Genomic DNA, 16,876 nt, shown 5'->3' on the forward strand with positions numbered 1-16,876 from the left:
GTTTGATTCAGATCTCTGGTCTTGAAAAGGATGTTGGCTCTAGGGAGAAAGATTTGAAAACCACCAAAACCAAGAAAATAAAGAAACAACACGAACGCGCATACGAACTGCTTGCTGAGGCGGCTTACTCAGATCCATTTGCGGCGCTGGGTCCTTTCATTGACGACGAAGCTTCGCTGAGAGTTTGGATGCCGGGCGCAAACAAGGTTGAACTGCTTGTTAATGGTGAACCTCGCGTGGCGCTTGAGCGTGATGGCGACAGCGGTTTCATCTTAAAAGAGCAACGCGATTTACATCTGACCCACTACCGTTTAGCGGTCGATTGGAATGGTGTTGAACAAATTATTGATGACCCGTACCAGTACCACAATATCTACCAAGAGTACGAGCATCTGCATACGCCAAAAGACATGTATCACTACATGGGCGCACACTTTGTCACGCTAGAACGTGGTGGTGAAAATATTTCCGGTGTTCGTTTCCTTGTTTATGCACCACACGCATCGGCTGTTAGCCTTGTGGGTTGCTTCAACCAATGGGATGGTCGTCGTCACCCAATGCAACGCCTAGACTACGGTATCTGGGGCCTATTTATTCCTGGCTTAGAAGAAGGCGTTCAGTACAAATTTGAGCTCAAAGGGCCAAATGGGGAAGGGCTTCCTCATAAACAAGACCCTTGGGGTTTCTACTCTGAGCAATACCCATCGTTCGCGTCCATTACTTACGATCACAAGCGTTACCAATGGCAAGATGCGAAATGGCAAAACCGTGCAGTGACGCAAAAGCGTGATGAAGCGTTATCGTTTTACGAGCTGCATGCTGGGTCATGGAAGCGCAACGAGAAAGGTGATTTCCTCAATTACCGCGAACTTGCGGAGCAGTTGGTGCCATACCTTGTGGATATGGGCTACACCCACGTTGAACTGATGCCTGTGTCTGAGCATCCATTCTATGGTTCATGGGGCTATCAACCTGTTGGCTTGTTTGCACCAACTAGCCGCTTTGGCTCCCCTGATGATTTCAAATTCTTCGTGGATGCGTGTCACCAAGCTGGTATCGGTGTGGTGCTGGATTGGGTTCCGGCGCATTTCCCATCGGATGACCACGGTTTAGCAAACTTTGACGGCACACCGCTGTTCCACGACCCGGACCCACGTCGCGGTTGGCACCAAGACTGGAACTCCTACATTTACGATTTAGGCCGTGAACATGTGCGTCGCTTCCTTGTCTCGAATGCGCTGTACTGGTTTGAACAATTCCATATTGATGGTATTCGCGTGGACGCCGTCGCGTCGATGCTCTATCTCGATTATTCACGTAGCCACGATCAGTGGGTCCCGAACGTTGACGGTGGCAACGAAAACTACGACGCAATCGCAACCTTAAAATGGATGAACGAAGAAGTGTACAAGCACTTCCCGAATGCGATGACGATTGCGGAAGAGTCAACGGCGTTTCCGGGTGTGTCTGCGCCAACCTTTATGGGTGGTTTAGGCTTTGGCTTCAAGTGGAATATGGGGTGGATGCACGACAGTCTTTCATACATCAAAGAAGATCCTGTTCACCGCAAATACCACCACAATACCATCACATTCCCGCTAGTTTATGCGCACAGCGAGAACTACGTCTTGTCTCTCTCTCACGACGAGGTGGTGTACGGCAAAGGCTCTATTCACAACAAGATGCCAGGCGATGAATGGCAGCAAACCGCAAACCTACGAGCATACTACGGTTATATGTATGGTCAACCGGGCAAAAAGCTGAACTTTATGGGCGCGGAAATTGGCCAAACGGCGGAGTGGAACCACGATGATCAGTTGCAATGGTTCTTACTGGAATATGAGCGTCATCAAGGTGTCCAAAAGCTGATGCGAGATTTGAACCACTTGTACCGAAATGAAGCGGCGATGCACGATCAAGATTGTGTTCCTGCTGGTTTTGAGTGGCGTCTACAAGACGAAGCGGATGCGAGCATCCTAGCGCACGAGCGTATTAGTAAAGAAGGTGAGCGTATTCTCATCATCACCAACTTTACGCCCGTACCACACGAGCGTTTCCGTTTAGGTGTTCCAAATGCAGGTCAATACGAACTGCTGCTGAACACGGACGACAGCAAATACGGCGGAAGCGATTTTAAAGTGCTGACCAGTGTGAAAACGGAACAAGTCGAAAGTGAATCACTGCCTCAATCACTTGAGCTTCGTTTGCCTCCACTTTCAACCGTGTTCTACAAGCTGCACAAATAATTTAGTCTAATCAAATTCTAAGCCCGTTTTACATTGTAAATCGGGCTTTTTTTTAACCAAGTTTTCACTAACGATAAACAGACTGCATACTCTATACTTGCATCATATTGTTTTATGAAATCAGGCTAGGTCGGACTTTGAGAAAGATTAAATCCCTTCTGTTCAATATCTTATTGGTGCTTTTGCTTTTACCAGTGATGCTCGTTGGCATAGTGAAATACATCGATCCACCAATTTGGGGATGGAAGATCAGCCGCATAATTTCTCCTCCTGAAGGATTTCCTGAAGAGAGTCAAAATGAATGGGTGCCTTTGAGTGATATTTCTAAACACATTCAACTGGCCGTGATTGCGACAGAAGATCAAAAGTTCCCGACCCATTACGGAGTGGATTTTGATTCCTTGTTTAAAGTGATCTCAGAGTCTGGCGAGAACGGTCCCTCTCGCGGTGCGAGCACGATTACTCAGCAAACTGCAAAGAACGTGTTTCTGTTTCCTTCACACTCTTATGTGCGCAAAGCGTATGAACTTTATTTTGCTCTGCTGATGGAAGCAATGTGGAGTAAAGAACGCATTCTCGAAGTGTATTTGAATGTGGTGGAGTTTGGGCCGGGTATTTATGGGGCGGAAGCCGCTGCACAAAACTACTTTGGTATTCCAGCTAAACAACTTTCAACACGCCAAGCAGCAAGGCTTGCGGTGGTGCTGCCAAATCCGTATCGCATTAAAGTCTACCCTCAGACTTCTTACACCATCAGCCGCGTCAATTGGGCGATGAGACAAATGCGCAACCTAGGCAGCGTGCAGCTTTAAACTCCCTTTTATCCTGCTCGTAAATAGAACTACGCCCCAATAAAAGCAAAATGTGAAGCGTCACAAGCTTTAGGGCGTAGCCTTTCAGAATGATGTGCTCAGTTTTTCATCCATTTACTATTAGTGTGAATAAAACTACAACACGAATACTGCGCCTATGCGCAACCAATGGACTGAACGATGAAACTGAATCTGATTACGACGACCTTATTGCTTGCATCGGCAAGTGCCATCGCCGAGCCAAACATCACCATTTCTACCACGACCAACAGCCGTGACTTTCCTTTAAGTGCAGAGCAACCTTTGGTTGTGCCCTTAACCAAAGACGGATACACGCTCAAAATCACGGGTGTTGAAGGCGACTGTGTCGCGCCTGATGGTCAGAAGGTCAAATTCAACAAACCTATCGCGCTGAACTGCGGAAAACCAACAGAACTGCCGTTAAAAATCCGTTTTACTGGCGATTACTCTTTTGCTTTTGATGCGGAAGCCAAAACTCTACGCTTCAAGCGTGAACCTAAGAAAGCTGCCAAGACAGAATTCAAACGCCCAATCCCACAAGTGCAATGTGAGGTTTACCAAGGCGGCGAAGTCACCATCGCGCTGGGTGACAGTTTCCCCGATGGCACCAAGTTGCGTGATGCCTATTCTGGTCAAATGGTCGAAGTAAAAGATCAGCAAGTATCGCTGACACCAAGCAAAGATTCCGGCGGTTTGGTGCTACTAGAGCCAGTGAAGAAAACCAAAGAAGCAGTACCGTTTGATTACCGTAATGCCAACATTTACTTCGTGATGGTCGACCGTTTTAACAATGCCGATACCAGCAATGATAACAGCTATGGGCGAAAGAAAGACGGCAAAGAAGAGATTGGTACCTTCCACGGTGGTGACCTAAAAGGCGTGATCGAAAAGCTAGATTACATCAAGAGCCTAGGTACAGATGCAATTTGGCTGTCGCCAATCGTTGAGCAAGTGCATGGTTTTGTGGGCGGCGGCGATAGCGGCTCATTCCCATTTTACGCTTACCACGGTTACTGGACGCGTGATTTCACCAAGATTGATGAGAACTTCGGTAACGAAGATGACCTGAAAAAGCTGGTGGAAGAGGCACACAAACGTGGCCTTAAAGTATTGATGGACGCAGTAATCAACCACACCGGTTACTCAACGTTAGCCGATTTGCAATTTGATGGTATTGAGGTGTTAAAACCAAACGCTGAACTACCTAAGAAGTGGGGGGATTGGCAACCAAAAGCGGGTGAAAATTGGCATAGCTACCACCAGAATATTGATTACCAGAGTCCAAACTGGGCGAAATGGTGGGGCGGTGACTGGATAAGAACAGGTCTACCGGGATACCCAGTTCCGGGCAGCAGTGATATCACCATGTCATTGGCGGGTTTGCCTGACTTTATCACTGAATCAGACAAAGCCGTGAAGCCAGCTCAATGGCTATTGGATAACCCTGGCACTCGCGTTGAGGCGCGTGATAATTACACCGTCTCGGACTACCTAATTGAGTGGCAAACTGATTGGGTGAAACGCTTTGGTATTGATGGTTACCGTGTCGATACGGTGAAGCACGTTGAAGGCGATGTGTGGAAACGCTTGAAAGAAGAGGCATCAAGCAGCCTTGAGCAATGGCGTAAAGAGAACGGTAAGTCAGGTCAGCCATTCTGGATGATGGGTGAAGTATGGGGACATACCGCTTATCGCAGCCCTTACTTTGACGATGGCTTTGACGCGTTGATTAACTTCGACATGCAGAAGAAGTTAGACAAAGGCGCGGCGTGTTTCAGCCAAATGGCAGACACTTACCAAAGTTACGCAGATACTATCGCCAATGAGAAAGACTTTAACCCTGTGAGCTACATGTCTTCTCACGATACCGAGCTGTTCTTCTCTCGCTTCAAAGATTACGGTATGCAGCGTAACGCCGCGAATGCACTGCTTCTGAGTCCTGGTGCTGTTCAGGTTTATTATGGTGATGAAGTTGGTCGTAACATTGGTCCTTACGCGGATGATTTCCACCAAGGCACACGTTCTGACATGGTGTGGAAGCTATCGGATGAGAAGCAAGCGCTACTCAAACACTGGCAAACCCTTGGTCAGTTCCGTAAAGCGCACCCAGCGATTGGTGCAGGTCAACATCAAGTGATTGAACAAGAAGGTGCGTATGTGTTCTCTCGCTCGCTTGGCAATGACAAAGTCGTTGTGGCGTTTGTGGGTCGCGAAAAGTAGTTAGAACTTCGTTTTAAGCCTAGATAGAAAAAGCCCTTCCTTGAGTTATCAGGGAAGGGCTTTGTTGTTTTAGTTCGCCAGTTCTTGGTCGATGACTTGTTCTAGCTCGTCAAACGGCACATAGCTAGGAATGACTTGATCATTAATGATCAACGCAGGCGTGCCGCGTAAACCAAGTTGCGTGAAATACTGATAGTTTTTATCAAGCAACGCCTTGGTCTCTTTGTCGTCGACAAGCTGCGCTTCTGTCCCCGTTTTTTTCGCGATTTGATTTAAGGAACGTGCGTCATGTGCGCCCGGTTTTTTCACCAATAACTCATGCACTTGCTCGTACTTATCTCGCTGGTTTTGCCAAACATTTAATGCGTAACTTGCCGAGTTGTAGCCGTTTTTCTCGTATTGTTCTTTAAAAGAGACATTGAGGTTAAGCACTTTTACCTGCGGATATTCCTTACCAACTTTGACCAGCTCTCCTTCTAAACGTTTACAAAAAGGGCAGCTGTAGTCTGTTACGTTAATAATGGTTAACTCAGGGTTTTCAGCACCAAAAGAGGAATGTTTGCCATCACTTAGATATTGACGAACCTCCTTCAAGGTGTCGCCAAATGACTGTTGATACGCAATGTACTCTTGAAGGTTTTGGTGCAATGAATCAAGAATTTGAGGGTTATCTTTTAGTATCTGATTAACTTCCTCTAGCTTTTGTTCTGCGGTCTTTTCTGATGCGAAAGATACGGCAGATACGATAGCCATCGTTAACGCCAAAAGTGTACGAGTGAATGTCATAATATTTCCTAAAACTTTTAAATTTCGTTGTTTGTTATGTGAAGTGAATAAAATATGCACAAAAGTCAGGCAGAAAGGTCTCTCGCCTTGCTGGCTTTATTCTCTAAACACGCAAAGTTTTAGGTGAACCCGATACTTTTCCGGTATCGGTTCTGTGTATTCCAGATAACGAATTGCTGTGGTTGTCATCGGCAGCGCCACAATCAAAGCAAACAGAAAAAATGGAATAAGAATATGATCAAACTGATGTTGGTACGCTTGAACCAGCTTTTCTGAAAGGTCGCAAGATGGTGATAAATTCACACTCTCATCTTGCTGACTCTGTATTTGGTGAGCCTTCGGGCAGTTTTTCGAGAAACCAGAATTTTGGCTTAAGCATATCATCACCACCCAAAGCACGAGGGCGAGTGTCCATTTGGCTATTTTATATTGTGAGCGTAACAATGGGTCGTGTAGTCCTGTTAATTCTGGTTTATGCCGTTTACATATGACCGGGCCATCCTAACCTAAATTTCGTGGCTGAATGTTACTTTCGAGTTAATCGATATTGCCTCAATGCCAAAGTATGAAGTACGTCATGAATGTTGTAGAAAGTAATATTCGTCAGAATCATTTGTTGGGTTGATAAAGAAGTCCCGAGGTATCGATATAGATTAAAATACCTAATTGTTAGAACAAACTTTTATTATCTTTCAATTGTGATTGAAATCATAAAACAAAACTTCATAACTGAGTCGCGATAATGTTCGGCAGGCGGATTGATTTTGATCATCTCTCTAGCACATTATTCAGGTGAACATATGTGTTAAGTTCCACATGTGTAGGTAATGTTATGAAAATTCCTGTTCAAACTGAGCGTAAAGTTACACTGGGGTGCTACGTTGCTCTGGCGTTTGCGGTTGTGTTCTTTTCTGGCCTGATGCAATCTAGCGAATGGTACGGTGTATTCGATTTTACAACGCTCAATGGCTCTTTCGGCAAGGTGGCGTATGGTGTCACCGAAACGGCTGACGGTGTGCAAGTTGCAACAACGTCGCTTCGCGGTACTGGTGGTAGCGGTGCTCGCGACGGTTTCATTTTCGCACTTACTTTGATTCCAACTGTTATGTTCGCCTTAGGTATGATCAACGTACTTGAGCACTACGGTGCACTTGAAGCAGCTCGTAAGCTTCTTACTCCTCTTCTACGTCCTCTAATGGGCATCCCTGGTAACTCTGGTCTGGCTTTAATTGCTTCTCTACAAAGTACCGATGCAGGTGCGGCAATGACGCGTCAGCTAAAAGATGAAGGTCACCTAACTAAGCGTGAAACGGACGTATTTACCATGTTCCAGTTCACAGCAGGTGCAACCATCGTGAACTTCTTCTCATCGGGTGCTGTGCTGTTCACACTGACGATGGCTGACGGCTCTCTAGCAGTAACGTCTTCTATTGGTTTAGCAGTTGTGGTGATGTTCGCATTTAAGATCATCGGCGCGAACCTGTTCCGTATCTACCTGAACATGACGGAAGGTAAAGGAGACAAGCAAGACCAAAACAAATCAGAGAACTTAAAAGAGGAGACGGCATAATGGGTGACGTTAAAGCGAAAAAACCAATGGTGACGGATATCTTCGTCGAAGGTGCTAAGAAAGGTTGGGTGATTGCGACTACCTCTACGGTGCCTAACGTATTGATGGCGTTCGTAATCATCAAAGCGTTGCAAATCACTGGCGCGTTGGATCTGATGGGCACTGTGTTTTCTCCAATCATGGCGGTGTTTGGTCTTCCGGGTGAAGCTGCAGCGGTATTGATCGGTGCTTGGATGTCGATGGGTGGCGCAGTGGGTGTGGTTATCACGCTGTTTGACCAAGGTATCCTTAACGGCACGCACATTGCGATTCTAGCGCCTGCCATCTACCTTATGGGCTCTCAAGTTCAGTACATGGGTCGTATCATGGGCCCAATCGGTACTGAAGGTCGTTACATCCCAGTTATGATTGCAATCTCAGTATTGAACGCGTTTGGCGCAATGCTGGTGATGAATCTGTTTGTCTAGGAGTGAGTCATGCAATTCTCTCTAAATGAATATCTAGAAGAGCTACGTCCGCTGATTAATGTGGATTGTGGCACTTACACGACTGATGGTATCGAGTTTATCGCTTCTCAATTTGAAGAGAAGTACCAAGCGATGTCAGGTTGGAGCGTAAAACGCATCGACTGTGGCAGAGCGGGTATCGGTCTTGAAGTTCGAAACAAGCCGGAAGCTGAGCAAATCGACGTAATGCTGATTGGTCACATGGATACCGTGTTCCCTGTGGGTACTGCTGAGCTTCGTCCAATGTCTCAAGATGCAGAGAAAGCCTACGGTCCGGGCGTCTCGGACATGAAATCTGGCTTGCTGAACATCGTATAGGCGATGCGCAATCTAGACCAAGCGGTGTTGGATAAGTTGTCTATCGCTATCTGCATGAACCCAGATGAAGAGACGGGCTCTCTGGACTCTGTGGATTGGATTCAATCAGTTGCGAAAAACGCTAAGAATGTGCTGGTTGCAGAAGCAGCACGTGCAGACGGTGGTTTAGTGAAAGCGCGCAAAGGCATGGCTCGCTACAAAATGACCTTTAATGGCGTTGCTGCTCACGCAGGTAACGAGCCAGAAAACGGCCGCAGCGCAATCACTGAGATGGCGAATTGGATTCTGGCTGTTAATGCAATGACCAACTTTGAATCTGGTACTACGCTGAACGTCGGCATTGTTTCTGGCGGCAACGGTGCGAACATCGTCCCTGAGCACGCGGAAGCGATCGTGGATGTGCGTTTCTGGAGCAACGAAGAATACGATGATGTCGATAGCAAGCTAAATGGCATGCTGGAAACACCATTCGTTGATGGCGTGAGAATTGAGTTGGTTCGTGAAGCTTATAAGCCTTCTATGGTGCCAAGCCCACAAACAGAAAGCCTGATGATGCTAGTTGAAGAAGCCGCAAGTGAACTGGCGATCGACATCAACTGGAAAGAAGTAGGTGGTGGCTCTGATGCAAACAACACGGCGATTCTTGGTGTTCCAACTTTGGATGGTCTAGGACCTATCGGTGCGGGCTTCCACAGCGATCAAGAGTGCTTGTTGCTTGAGTCTATCGAACCACGTATCAAAATGCTGATGCGTGTACTGGAGAAGATTGCTCAATAAGGCATTTTGCTTCTAAAGCTTGGTTCCCAAAGCTGTTGGTTTCAAAACCATTTGGTTTCCAAAACTTTTGATTTCAAGGCAATAATCCCCGGACTTCGGTTTGGGGATTTTTTTATCTAACCATTTTGTTTCCTTTCTTCATTATCATTACTCGCTATTAATCCTACGTTCAGGTTCATTGCCTTAATATCTATGCCACAGTCATAAATTTCGGAGGCAACGATGACCACAACAATGTCTGTAAAATCGGCGCCGAAAGACGCCAAAGATCAAACGATGCAAGCGCCAGATGAGAAAACATTCTGGCGAAAAATGAAAAATTCCGTCAAGAAAGCAGGCGAAGAGATCGCTGTTATGGGCATTAAATCATGGCTCGCGATGGCAGATTCCAACACCTCAGTTCGCCACAAGGCTATACTAGGTGGCGCGCTGGCTTACTTCGTCCTACCAACTGATATGGTGCCAGACGTACTAGCAGGCGTCGGCTTTACTGATGATATGGCGGCACTGACTCTGGCGGCGAACTCGGTCGGCAATGCCATCACTAAAGAACACGAAGCACAAGCCAGAGAAAAACTGAATTCGATGTCTGATTAAGTTGAAAGTTTATTTTACAGCACTAATAGCCATTTGTGCTGCTCGATAAAGTTTTCCAAATACCATAAGAAAAACGTTTCTAATAAACTTTGCAGACATATCTTCAATTGCTGTTACTGGTTTTCCAATAAACACCAGCATATGGCCTAACAGCCCTTTGACTTGTGATTCTCTTACTTTAGAAGCTTTAGCTACTTTTTCTATATTTCTGGCGAGTATATCATAAAATGTCATTCCAGTAGATACTGTGGCTTGGGCTGCTATTGCTGCAAACAAGCCAGTATCTTTTAATAAGGTTATTAATGCTGCTTGAATTCTTTCTGACCAATATTCTGTAAATGATGCTTGGTTTCTGTGCTCAAACTTAAATCTAGTAGGTGTATACAAGTACTTGTTAGATCTGACTTTTATTGCTCCCCACGTTTCGGAGTTAGCATTATCTAAATACCCTAAGCTTGTTTCGCTAGACATACTATGAGCATTTAAATTAAAGCCAGTACTAGCGTCTAAGCGGTACTCATCGCCATTATGTGGAGCATGAATAAATGGCCAGACAGGTACTTTAGGCACAGGATCTGCGCCGTGAGTACAGCGGTATACTTTGTCGTTGCTTTTACTAGATTTACGGGAATATTGTTCTAAACCAACTCTAGGTGCGCCAAAAGTATATAAATTCACTCTTAATGAATATTCTTCTCTCAGCCAATCAGAACATAATGAAGCCAGAGCTCCTCCTAAGCTATGCCCAACACAATGAATACGGTTAGGTAAATTTTGGCATTGCTGTAAATATTGTTTTATGCTTGGTTTGATACTTGAAAATGAATTAATAAATCCAGCATGAGCGATAGAGCCATTTGGAGAGCCTTTAAGGCCGACATTTAGGTTGGTTACCCAATCATTGGCGTTTTGCGTCCCTCTAATGGAAATTACTAAATCTCCCTTATATTTTCCTTTCCCAATACCAATTACCGCAAATGCTTCAGATGTTCTCATTACACCAGGTACCACTTTTCTAAACAATGGTATACGCTCTAATCCTGTGATGCCTCCAGTTCGGCCACTAAAAACATCTTGCTGCGAAAATGCAAAGTGTTTTTCAAAACCTCCTTCTCCCCTAAACGCTAGTCTCCCTTGTCCCTGGTATACTCCATACGGTATGTTCGCGATCTCTGATGCAAGTTTTGGTGTTAAAGACGGCATTATGTATCCTCCGTAAACTCTGTTTTATATAAAAATCCATTTAAATTGCAGTTGCTAATAACCATTAGATCTCGAGCACTTTCTAGATTGATATTTTTGAAAAAATATCGGAATTCTTTATTTTTAAGCTCACAGTAAAGGTTATTTAAGTTATCTTTTATAAATATAGGCGGTGAAACGTAGCTTAACTGAGACTCCCAAATGTACTTCTTTTCTTCATTTATATAGGTATATATTCCGATATATGAATATGTTTGATTCAAAGCTGATTCTTTAAACCTTTGAGAATGTATGACTGGCTTAAAGTGAAATTCACCTAACTCATTAGTAATTGAACTCCTTTTGTAAGCATTCTTTAAAAAATTAGCTTCTAAGTAAACGGTTAAATTTTTTAGAGGTCTTTGATCAAGAACTAAAGTACCTTTTATCTCTGGGCTTAATGTATATTTAAATTTCTTAAAAAAATCGAACATACTTTCGTTGAAACCTAATGCAAGTATTGGAAATGAGAATATGAATAAAAAAAGACTATTTTTAAACATGAAATTATGATGTATGTATCTTAGTACCAACTTAATTATCAGACTACTATCTATCGCGATTTGGTTTTGAACTTTAATTTGATAATGGAATTTGTATCTCTATATGATGAAAATGTCCCTTATATCATTTTCAAAGTGATAAACATAGGCGAGTTATCTTAACCCTCTAGATGAACTAATATAGAATCTAACTACTTACCGATTAGTAATTGAAACAACCTCGGGGGACGAGAATTTTATCTAAACCTTTTTGATTTCGGGTTAATTGGAAATAAAAAACCACCTTAGAGTAAGGTGGTTTTTGCTTAGACAGGATAATTTAACTTGGAAGTATTTAAGCTTCCGCGCGCTTCAGATGCACTTCTTCTTCGGCTACGCCTGCCATTGGGTCGTTGAAGCGAGCTTCATCCAATGCACCTTCTGATTTCGCAACGATGACGGTTACAGCACTGTCACCAGTGATATTTACCGCGGTACGAATCATATCAAGAAGACGGTCAACACCCATGATGAGCGCGATACCTTCAAGCGGCAGACCAACTTGGTTCAATACCATAGCAAGCATGACAAGACCCACACCAGGAACACCTGCGGTACCGATAGACGCCAGAGTTGCCGTCATGATAACCATTAGGTAATCGCCCATAGTTAAATCAATATTGAAAGCTTGAGCAATAAACGCAGTTGCTACGCCTTGCATGATCGCCGTACCGTCCATGTTCACGGTTGCACCTAGTGGTACTGTGAATGATGATACACGGTTCTCAACACCCATGCGGTGCTTTGCTGTTTCCATTGTCACTGGAATCGTCGCGTTCGATGATGCTGTAGAAAAAGCAAACATGATCGCGTCTTCCATCTTGCGTAGGAACGTAATTGGGTTTAGACCAGTGAAACCTTTTAACATCAAGCTGTAAGTGACTAGACCGTGTAGGACAAGCGTACCAGCCAGTACTAAGAAGTACTCTGCCAGATTGACGATCGCGCCCAGACCAAGACCAGTAAATAGCTTCGCCATTAAGAAGAACACACCATAAGGCGCCAAGTTCATCAAAATCGCAACCAGTTTCATGATCACTTCATTCAGATCAGCGAAGAACGCTGCAATACGTTCACCAGGTTTGCCTGCTGCGCTGATCGCGATACCAAATAGTACCGCGAACACAATAACTTGCAGGGTTTTACCTTCAGCCATCGCACTGATAGGGTTGGTTGGGAACATATCGATGATCACCTGACCCAAAGATGGTGCTTCTGCTGATTTGAATGAACTTGCTGCGGTTAGGTCAGCGCCAGCACCTGGCTGGAACAGAGTACCCATAGTTAGAGCAAGCGTAATCGCGATAGCCGTTGTTGTAACGTAGAAAGCGAGGGTCTTACCACCCATGCGACCCAGTGTAGAAAGGTCTTTGAGAGAGCTAGTACCACAAACTAACGAAACAAATACTAGCGGTACAACAAGCATTTTTAAGCTGGCAACGAAGATCTGTCCACCAACTTCGAATAATCCATTAACAATGTATGCGTCGACAAATCCGTTGTCGGCAAAAAGTGTGCGAATTGCAAATCCTGTCAAGATACCCGCAACCATACCTAAAATTACGCGGCTGGTAAGCGACATCGGTTTCTTGGTATTCATGAGAACACTCCTTATAGTTATGCACCTTGAGTTCACTTCAAAGCGGCGAGCAGATTAGCAGCGGAGTGAGAAAATACGAAAGAATAATCCTCTAAATGGTTAATAGATGTGAACTTTATCACTAATAAAAATGGAATTTTAACCAAATATTAACGAATTGGCTGGATAAAAAGTTTGTATTTTAACACTTTTATCGAATATACAACCGATAACAAAGAGGATTTACAATAAATTCTAATAAGAGATAGAGTGCATACTCTCTTTGAGTGGATGCATTTCTGCATAACTATTTAAGTTGTATTCAGACTAGCGGTCGCTTCTTTAGGGATAATTTAGTATTGAGTGTTCATCAGAGCCAACGAACCCTTTATGCTTTCATATTTGTCAACTCAATGATGGTTGGCAAGTGTAGTTAGTTGGAGGTGATCCCAGCTCCAATAACTTTGACTGGTATTTTTAATCCCTCCAACCCAATAGCATTGTTTCGCTCGTATTAAGCCTTCCAAACACTGCTTGCCAGCCTCAGTGATACGGACGCTTTGTTCCCACCAGTGCCTTTCACGTGACTCAATCGTGATCAAATGTGTTTGACACTGTGCTAGAGGGAGGAGTAACGCGTAAAACATCACGTCTCCTAGGTAAGGAAGAGGTTCTAGTTGTTGATATTGCTCAAACCAATCTTTGATGGGAATTGAACGATTTTGCGAGCTCAAAACCTTTAGTGCGAGGTGTTGTGTCAAGCTCAATCCAGTTTGTGAATTAGGTAACTCTTGCAAATGGCGTTTAAGCACGTTGAATATATTGGGCAAGCAATCCAGGTTATGCTGCTGAATCAAATTAACTATGGAAATAGGTGTCGGTGATGTAATAGCGTGCCAACACCGTTTAGCCTGACTGAATAATTTTGCTGTCACAGGTTTACGGTATCGCCAACAAGAACGAATAGCTTCTTCAGGCAACTGCCCAAAGCCGATGAATCGTTCAGTGCCCGGGAACTGGTTCAACTCAATGATCTCTATCACTTTATTCTTTACATTCTCTAACTGTGTTAGAGCACGAATTAGCATCAATTGATCATAACTGTCATGTTCGACCCAAAAGACGATTCGTTCAAATACATCACTTTGCAACAGATCGAGGTTTGATTGTTCCAATGTGACTATATCTTGAACCGAGTCTTCACGCTTCATCACGGGCAGCAGAGTCTCTACGACATATTGGGCACGAATGGCAAGGAAGTTCTGCGGTGTTGCTGGTATGGGGCCAATACAAAGCGGATCGATCAGGGCTAAAAATGTCCCTTCAAATCCGCTGGCTTTAAGTTGTTGTTGAATGTCGTGGCCACAACGAACGTGTAGCGTTTTTACTTTTGCATCTAGGGGCGGTTTTTGTTCTTTGATGGCTAGTTTGTGCGCTTCTAGCTCTTCGACATGAGCTTTTAGTTTACTCCAACTGGATAAGCCCAGTTCTCTTGCGAGTGCATGTTGAACGTCAGCCAATTGAATTGTATTGGGAGCCAAAGATTCTGGTTTGGAGTGAAATCGCTTAACTAACTCCAACGTGGCGTCATCGTATAGGCGGATAGCTTTGAGCCTTTTTTTAGCAATGGATTTTTGCTGATTGATATTGATCGAGAAGCTATTTGTAGAGTTCATATTTCACCTTTCTTATTTCTTCCACACTCGCCTAAATAGAAGCTAAAAAGAAGGTAAAAACAGATTGTGCCTGCTAAACCAAGCAGGTGAGGATATTGCCGTGAACCGAGTTCTTTCCGCGAGTGTTGGGTGCTTTAGGCATGAGCAGAGTGATAGTAGGTGGTCGCTATCCTTCGTGCAACCTTTTGTGAGAGTGTAGCGTCACAAAATGGCCGTTTCTCTATGTTTAGGGAGAATCAATAGGCGATAACACTAGCGATTCAACTCAATACCACTGTTGCTAGACTCGAGTTTCTACACTTTTGAGTAAAATACGATAAAGCGCTTGAGTCGCAGGACCACTTTTGGCTCCTTTGGGCAAAGTGAGGTGCAGCGCAACTTGATATTGATGGGAGTGTTCGAGCTCCAATACTTTAATTTTATCGCTCTTTCGGGCTGAGACTAAGTGCGCTGGTAGCCGACAAAACCCAACGCCTTGCTCTACGGCGTGAAAAGCGTGGTCGAAGTTATCGACGGTAATACGCTGACGTGCGCGTAACCAACCCACATCTCTTTTCGTTTTGTCTGAATCACCTAAGTCACGGATGACAATTTGGCTGGTGGTTGCAAAATCGTCGATGGAAACATGCGGCTTTTTAGCGAGTGGATGGTGTGCTGCGATTACAGGCAGCATGGTTGTTACGCCAAATGCTTCGGCAGGGTAGTTGGTTATCGGTAAGTTGATGATTGCGATGTCAGCGAGCTCATTTACGACCATTTCGGTTGTTTTGCTCAGTGACGTTTCAACCACTTGAACGGAGGTCGTGTTGTTGTCCTCCAAAAATTGACTGAGTGGTGCATAAAGCCAAGAAGGGTCACAAAGATGATCTACTGCGACCGTGATTTGAGATTCCACCCCCACTTTTTAACTGCTCGCTGATGACTTCTAGTTCCCGCGCTTGTTCAAGCATGGATTGTGCACGACGCAGCATGGTTTTGCCGTGCTCTGTCAAACCCGCTTTGCGCCCTCGTACTTCGATAAGTTGAATACCAAGTTGGTCTTCTAACTTCCTCACCGAGTAGATCAATGTGGTATGGCTCTTGTTGAGCAGTAAAGCTGCGGATTGAATGCTGCCTTCTTGATTAATCGCTTGTAGCGTTTGCCATTGTTCTAAGGTCGTTTTTAGTCTCATGAGTCAATTTTTTAGACAGTTAATGGCGAAATTATGAACTTTTCTGTCAGTTTTATAAAGGTAATAATCTTGTCATCGAAAACGAGTCAATAAGAAGAGGAGACTCAAGATGGCGAAATTATTGCAAGTTGATTTTGAATTTCATGGTCCGTTTGGTGACGAGATGTCGAATGCTCTGGTCGACTTAGCTAAGTCGATTAACCAAGAGCCGGGCATGATTTGGAAAATCTGGACGGAAAGCGAAAAAGACAAACTCGGTGGTGGTATCTATCTTTTTGAAGATGAAGCCACGGCGCAAGCTTATCTCGAAATGCATGCCGCACGCTTACGAAAAATGGGCGTAGTCGAAGTACGAGGTCAAATTTTCGATATCAATGTGCCGTTAACGACGCTCAATCAAGGGCCTATTAGAGGATAAGGAGATGATGACCAACCGCACTTTTCTAACCGTTCATGGTGTCGTATATACGGTATTCGCTTTTGCGTTGTTTTTTGTACCAACCATAATGTGGCCGATGTATGGAGTACAAATTAACGACCAGTACGCGCTGTTTTTATCGCAGCATACTTCGATCTTTTTAGGTGGAATCGCAGCGGTGAGTTTGATGTTACGTAATGTGGAATCAGGGCATACTGCGAAACAGATGTTTAAAGCATTATTGATTACTAATGGCTTAGGGGCAGTGATTACTACCTATGCCGGCATTATCGGAGTATTTGTCGGTTTTGGTTGGAGTGACCCAATATTCTTTGTCTTGCTTAGTTTGATTACGTACAAGCAATTAAGAGTGCAATAGAAAAAGCCCTGCTGT

14 protein-coding genes and 2 pseudogenes are annotated in these 16,876 nt (G+C 44.3%); 9 read left to right on the forward strand and 7 right to left on the reverse strand.

Going from position 1 to position 16,876, the window contains the following annotated elements; all coding sequences use genetic code 11:
• Positions 1-53: 53 nt before the first annotated feature.
• The 3 genes from glgB to J4N43_RS16365 all read left to right on the forward strand — a co-directional run bounded on the left by glgB (position 54) and on the right by J4N43_RS16365 (position 5,299).
• A complete protein-coding gene (glgB, locus tag J4N43_RS16355) occupies positions 54-2,246 on the forward strand; it encodes a 1,4-alpha-glucan branching protein GlgB (protein ID WP_242013629.1) in 2,193 nt (730 codons plus the stop codon).
• 137 nt (positions 2,247-2,383) lie between these two features.
• Positions 2,384-3,058: a monofunctional biosynthetic peptidoglycan transglycosylase gene (gene mtgA / locus J4N43_RS16360; RefSeq protein WP_053349995.1), complete on the forward strand. Its 675-nt coding sequence runs from the start codon at positions 2,384-2,386 to the stop codon at positions 3,056-3,058.
• Positions 3,059-3,238: 180 nt separating this feature from the next.
• A complete protein-coding gene (locus tag J4N43_RS16365; protein ID WP_053349996.1) occupies positions 3,239-5,299 on the forward strand; it encodes an alpha-amylase in 2,061 nt (686 codons plus the stop codon).
• A gap of 69 nt (positions 5,300-5,368) precedes the next feature.
• On the opposite strand, the gene J4N43_RS16370 is transcribed toward J4N43_RS16365, so the two are convergent.
• Both J4N43_RS16370 and J4N43_RS16375 read right to left on the reverse strand, forming a co-directional pair.
• Entirely contained in the window at positions 5,369-6,085 is a 717-nt protein-coding gene (locus J4N43_RS16370) for a DsbA family protein (protein ID WP_252094186.1), read from the reverse strand.
• Positions 6,086-6,181: 96 nt separating this feature from the next.
• The gene (locus J4N43_RS16375; protein WP_005374843.1) at positions 6,182-6,388 is read right to left on the reverse strand and encodes a hypothetical protein; all 207 of its coding nucleotides are present in this window, start codon (positions 6,386-6,388) and stop codon (positions 6,182-6,184) included.
• Between the two features lie 529 nt (positions 6,389-6,917).
• On the opposite strand from J4N43_RS16375, the gene J4N43_RS16380 reads away from it, so the two are divergent.
• The 4 genes and pseudogenes from J4N43_RS16380 (at position 6,918) to J4N43_RS16395 (ending at position 9,853) form a co-directional block, all read left to right on the forward strand.
• The gene (locus tag J4N43_RS16380) at positions 6,918-7,655 is read left to right on the forward strand and encodes a nucleoside recognition domain-containing protein (protein WP_053349998.1); all 738 of its coding nucleotides are present in this window, start codon (positions 6,918-6,920) and stop codon (positions 7,653-7,655) included.
• Positions 7,655-8,122 carry a YjiG family protein gene (locus J4N43_RS16385; RefSeq protein ID WP_005374849.1) on the forward strand — a complete coding sequence of 156 codons (468 nt, stop codon included), beginning with the start codon at positions 7,655-7,657 and terminating at the stop codon, positions 8,120-8,122. Before J4N43_RS16380 ends, J4N43_RS16385 begins: the two co-directional genes overlap by 1 nt.
• Positions 8,123-8,131: 9 nt before the next feature.
• Positions 8,132-9,256: pseudogene (locus tag J4N43_RS16390) on the forward strand (M20 family metallopeptidase).
• A 222-nt stretch (positions 9,257-9,478) separates the two neighbouring features.
• The gene (locus J4N43_RS16395; protein ID WP_053349999.1) at positions 9,479-9,853 is read left to right on the forward strand and encodes a YkvA family protein; all 375 of its coding nucleotides are present in this window, start codon (positions 9,479-9,481) and stop codon (positions 9,851-9,853) included.
• Between the two features lie 9 nt (positions 9,854-9,862).
• On the opposite strand, the gene J4N43_RS16400 is transcribed toward J4N43_RS16395, so the two are convergent.
• The 5 genes and pseudogenes from J4N43_RS16400 to J4N43_RS16420 all read right to left on the reverse strand — a co-directional run bounded on the left by J4N43_RS16400 (position 9,863) and on the right by J4N43_RS16420 (position 16,064).
• Positions 9,863-11,056 (reverse strand): lipase family protein, encoded by a 1,194-nt coding sequence (locus J4N43_RS16400; RefSeq protein WP_025768632.1) that lies wholly within the window; start codon positions 11,054-11,056, stop codon positions 9,863-9,865.
• Positions 11,056-11,529, reverse strand: a complete 474-nt coding sequence (locus tag J4N43_RS16405; protein WP_232284613.1) for a DUF6795 domain-containing protein — start codon at positions 11,527-11,529, stop codon at positions 11,056-11,058. Before J4N43_RS16405 ends, J4N43_RS16400 begins: the two co-directional genes overlap by 1 nt.
• A 403-nt stretch (positions 11,530-11,932) precedes the next feature.
• Complete coding sequence (locus tag J4N43_RS16410; protein ID WP_025768631.1) at positions 11,933-13,237, reverse strand: dicarboxylate/amino acid:cation symporter; 1,305 nt, start codon at positions 13,235-13,237, stop codon at positions 11,933-11,935.
• A gap of 389 nt (positions 13,238-13,626) precedes the next feature.
• Entirely contained in the window at positions 13,627-14,892 is a 1,266-nt protein-coding gene (locus tag J4N43_RS16415; protein WP_025768630.1) for a DUF1835 domain-containing protein, read from the reverse strand.
• A gap of 280 nt (positions 14,893-15,172) precedes the next feature.
• Positions 15,173-16,064 (reverse strand): annotated as a pseudogene (locus J4N43_RS16420) (LysR family transcriptional regulator).
• Positions 16,065-16,173: 109 nt separating this feature from the next.
• On the opposite strand from J4N43_RS16420, the gene J4N43_RS16425 reads away from it, so the two are divergent.
• Together J4N43_RS16425 and J4N43_RS16430 are read left to right on the forward strand one after the other, a co-directional pair.
• Positions 16,174-16,482, forward strand: coding sequence for a monooxygenase (locus tag J4N43_RS16425; protein WP_005374871.1), 309 nt, complete (start codon positions 16,174-16,176; stop codon positions 16,480-16,482).
• Between the two features lie 7 nt (positions 16,483-16,489).
• Positions 16,490-16,861: a hypothetical protein gene (locus tag J4N43_RS16430; RefSeq protein ID WP_025768628.1), complete on the forward strand. Its 372-nt coding sequence runs from the start codon at positions 16,490-16,492 to the stop codon at positions 16,859-16,861.
• Positions 16,862-16,876 lie beyond the last annotated feature (15 nt).

Origin of the sequence: Vibrio sp. SCSIO 43009, from assembly GCF_023716525.1 — a bacterium.
Lineage (GTDB): Bacteria > Pseudomonadota > Gammaproteobacteria > Enterobacterales > Vibrionaceae > Vibrio > Vibrio alginolyticus.

Excerpts from the sequence above, each read along its gene's own strand:
- J4N43_RS16365 (WP_053349996.1), top strand. The coding sequence starts at position 3,239 with ATGAAACTGAATCTGATTACGACGACCTTATTGCTTGCATCGGCAAGT.
- J4N43_RS16370 (WP_252094186.1), bottom strand. The coding sequence starts at position 6,085 with ATGACATTCACTCGTACACTTTTGGCGTTAACGATGGCTATCGTATCT.
- J4N43_RS16385 (WP_005374849.1), top strand. The coding sequence starts at position 7,655 with ATGGGTGACGTTAAAGCGAAAAAACCAATGGTGACGGATATCTTCGTC.
- J4N43_RS16405 (WP_232284613.1), bottom strand. The coding sequence starts at position 11,529 with ATGTTCGATTTTTTTAAGAAATTTAAATATACATTAAGCCCAGAGATA.
- J4N43_RS16400 (WP_025768632.1), bottom strand. The coding sequence starts at position 11,056 with ATGCCGTCTTTAACACCAAAACTTGCATCAGAGATCGCGAACATACCG.
- J4N43_RS16430 (WP_025768628.1), top strand. The coding sequence starts at position 16,490 with ATGACCAACCGCACTTTTCTAACCGTTCATGGTGTCGTATATACGGTA.
- J4N43_RS16395 (WP_053349999.1), top strand. The coding sequence starts at position 9,479 with ATGACCACAACAATGTCTGTAAAATCGGCGCCGAAAGACGCCAAAGAT.
- J4N43_RS16380 (WP_053349998.1), top strand. The coding sequence starts at position 6,918 with ATGAAAATTCCTGTTCAAACTGAGCGTAAAGTTACACTGGGGTGCTAC.
- J4N43_RS16410 (WP_025768631.1), bottom strand. The coding sequence starts at position 13,237 with ATGAATACCAAGAAACCGATGTCGCTTACCAGCCGCGTAATTTTAGGT.
- J4N43_RS16415 (WP_025768630.1), bottom strand. The coding sequence starts at position 14,892 with ATGAACTCTACAAATAGCTTCTCGATCAATATCAATCAGCAAAAATCC.
- J4N43_RS16425 (WP_005374871.1), top strand. The coding sequence starts at position 16,174 with ATGGCGAAATTATTGCAAGTTGATTTTGAATTTCATGGTCCGTTTGGT.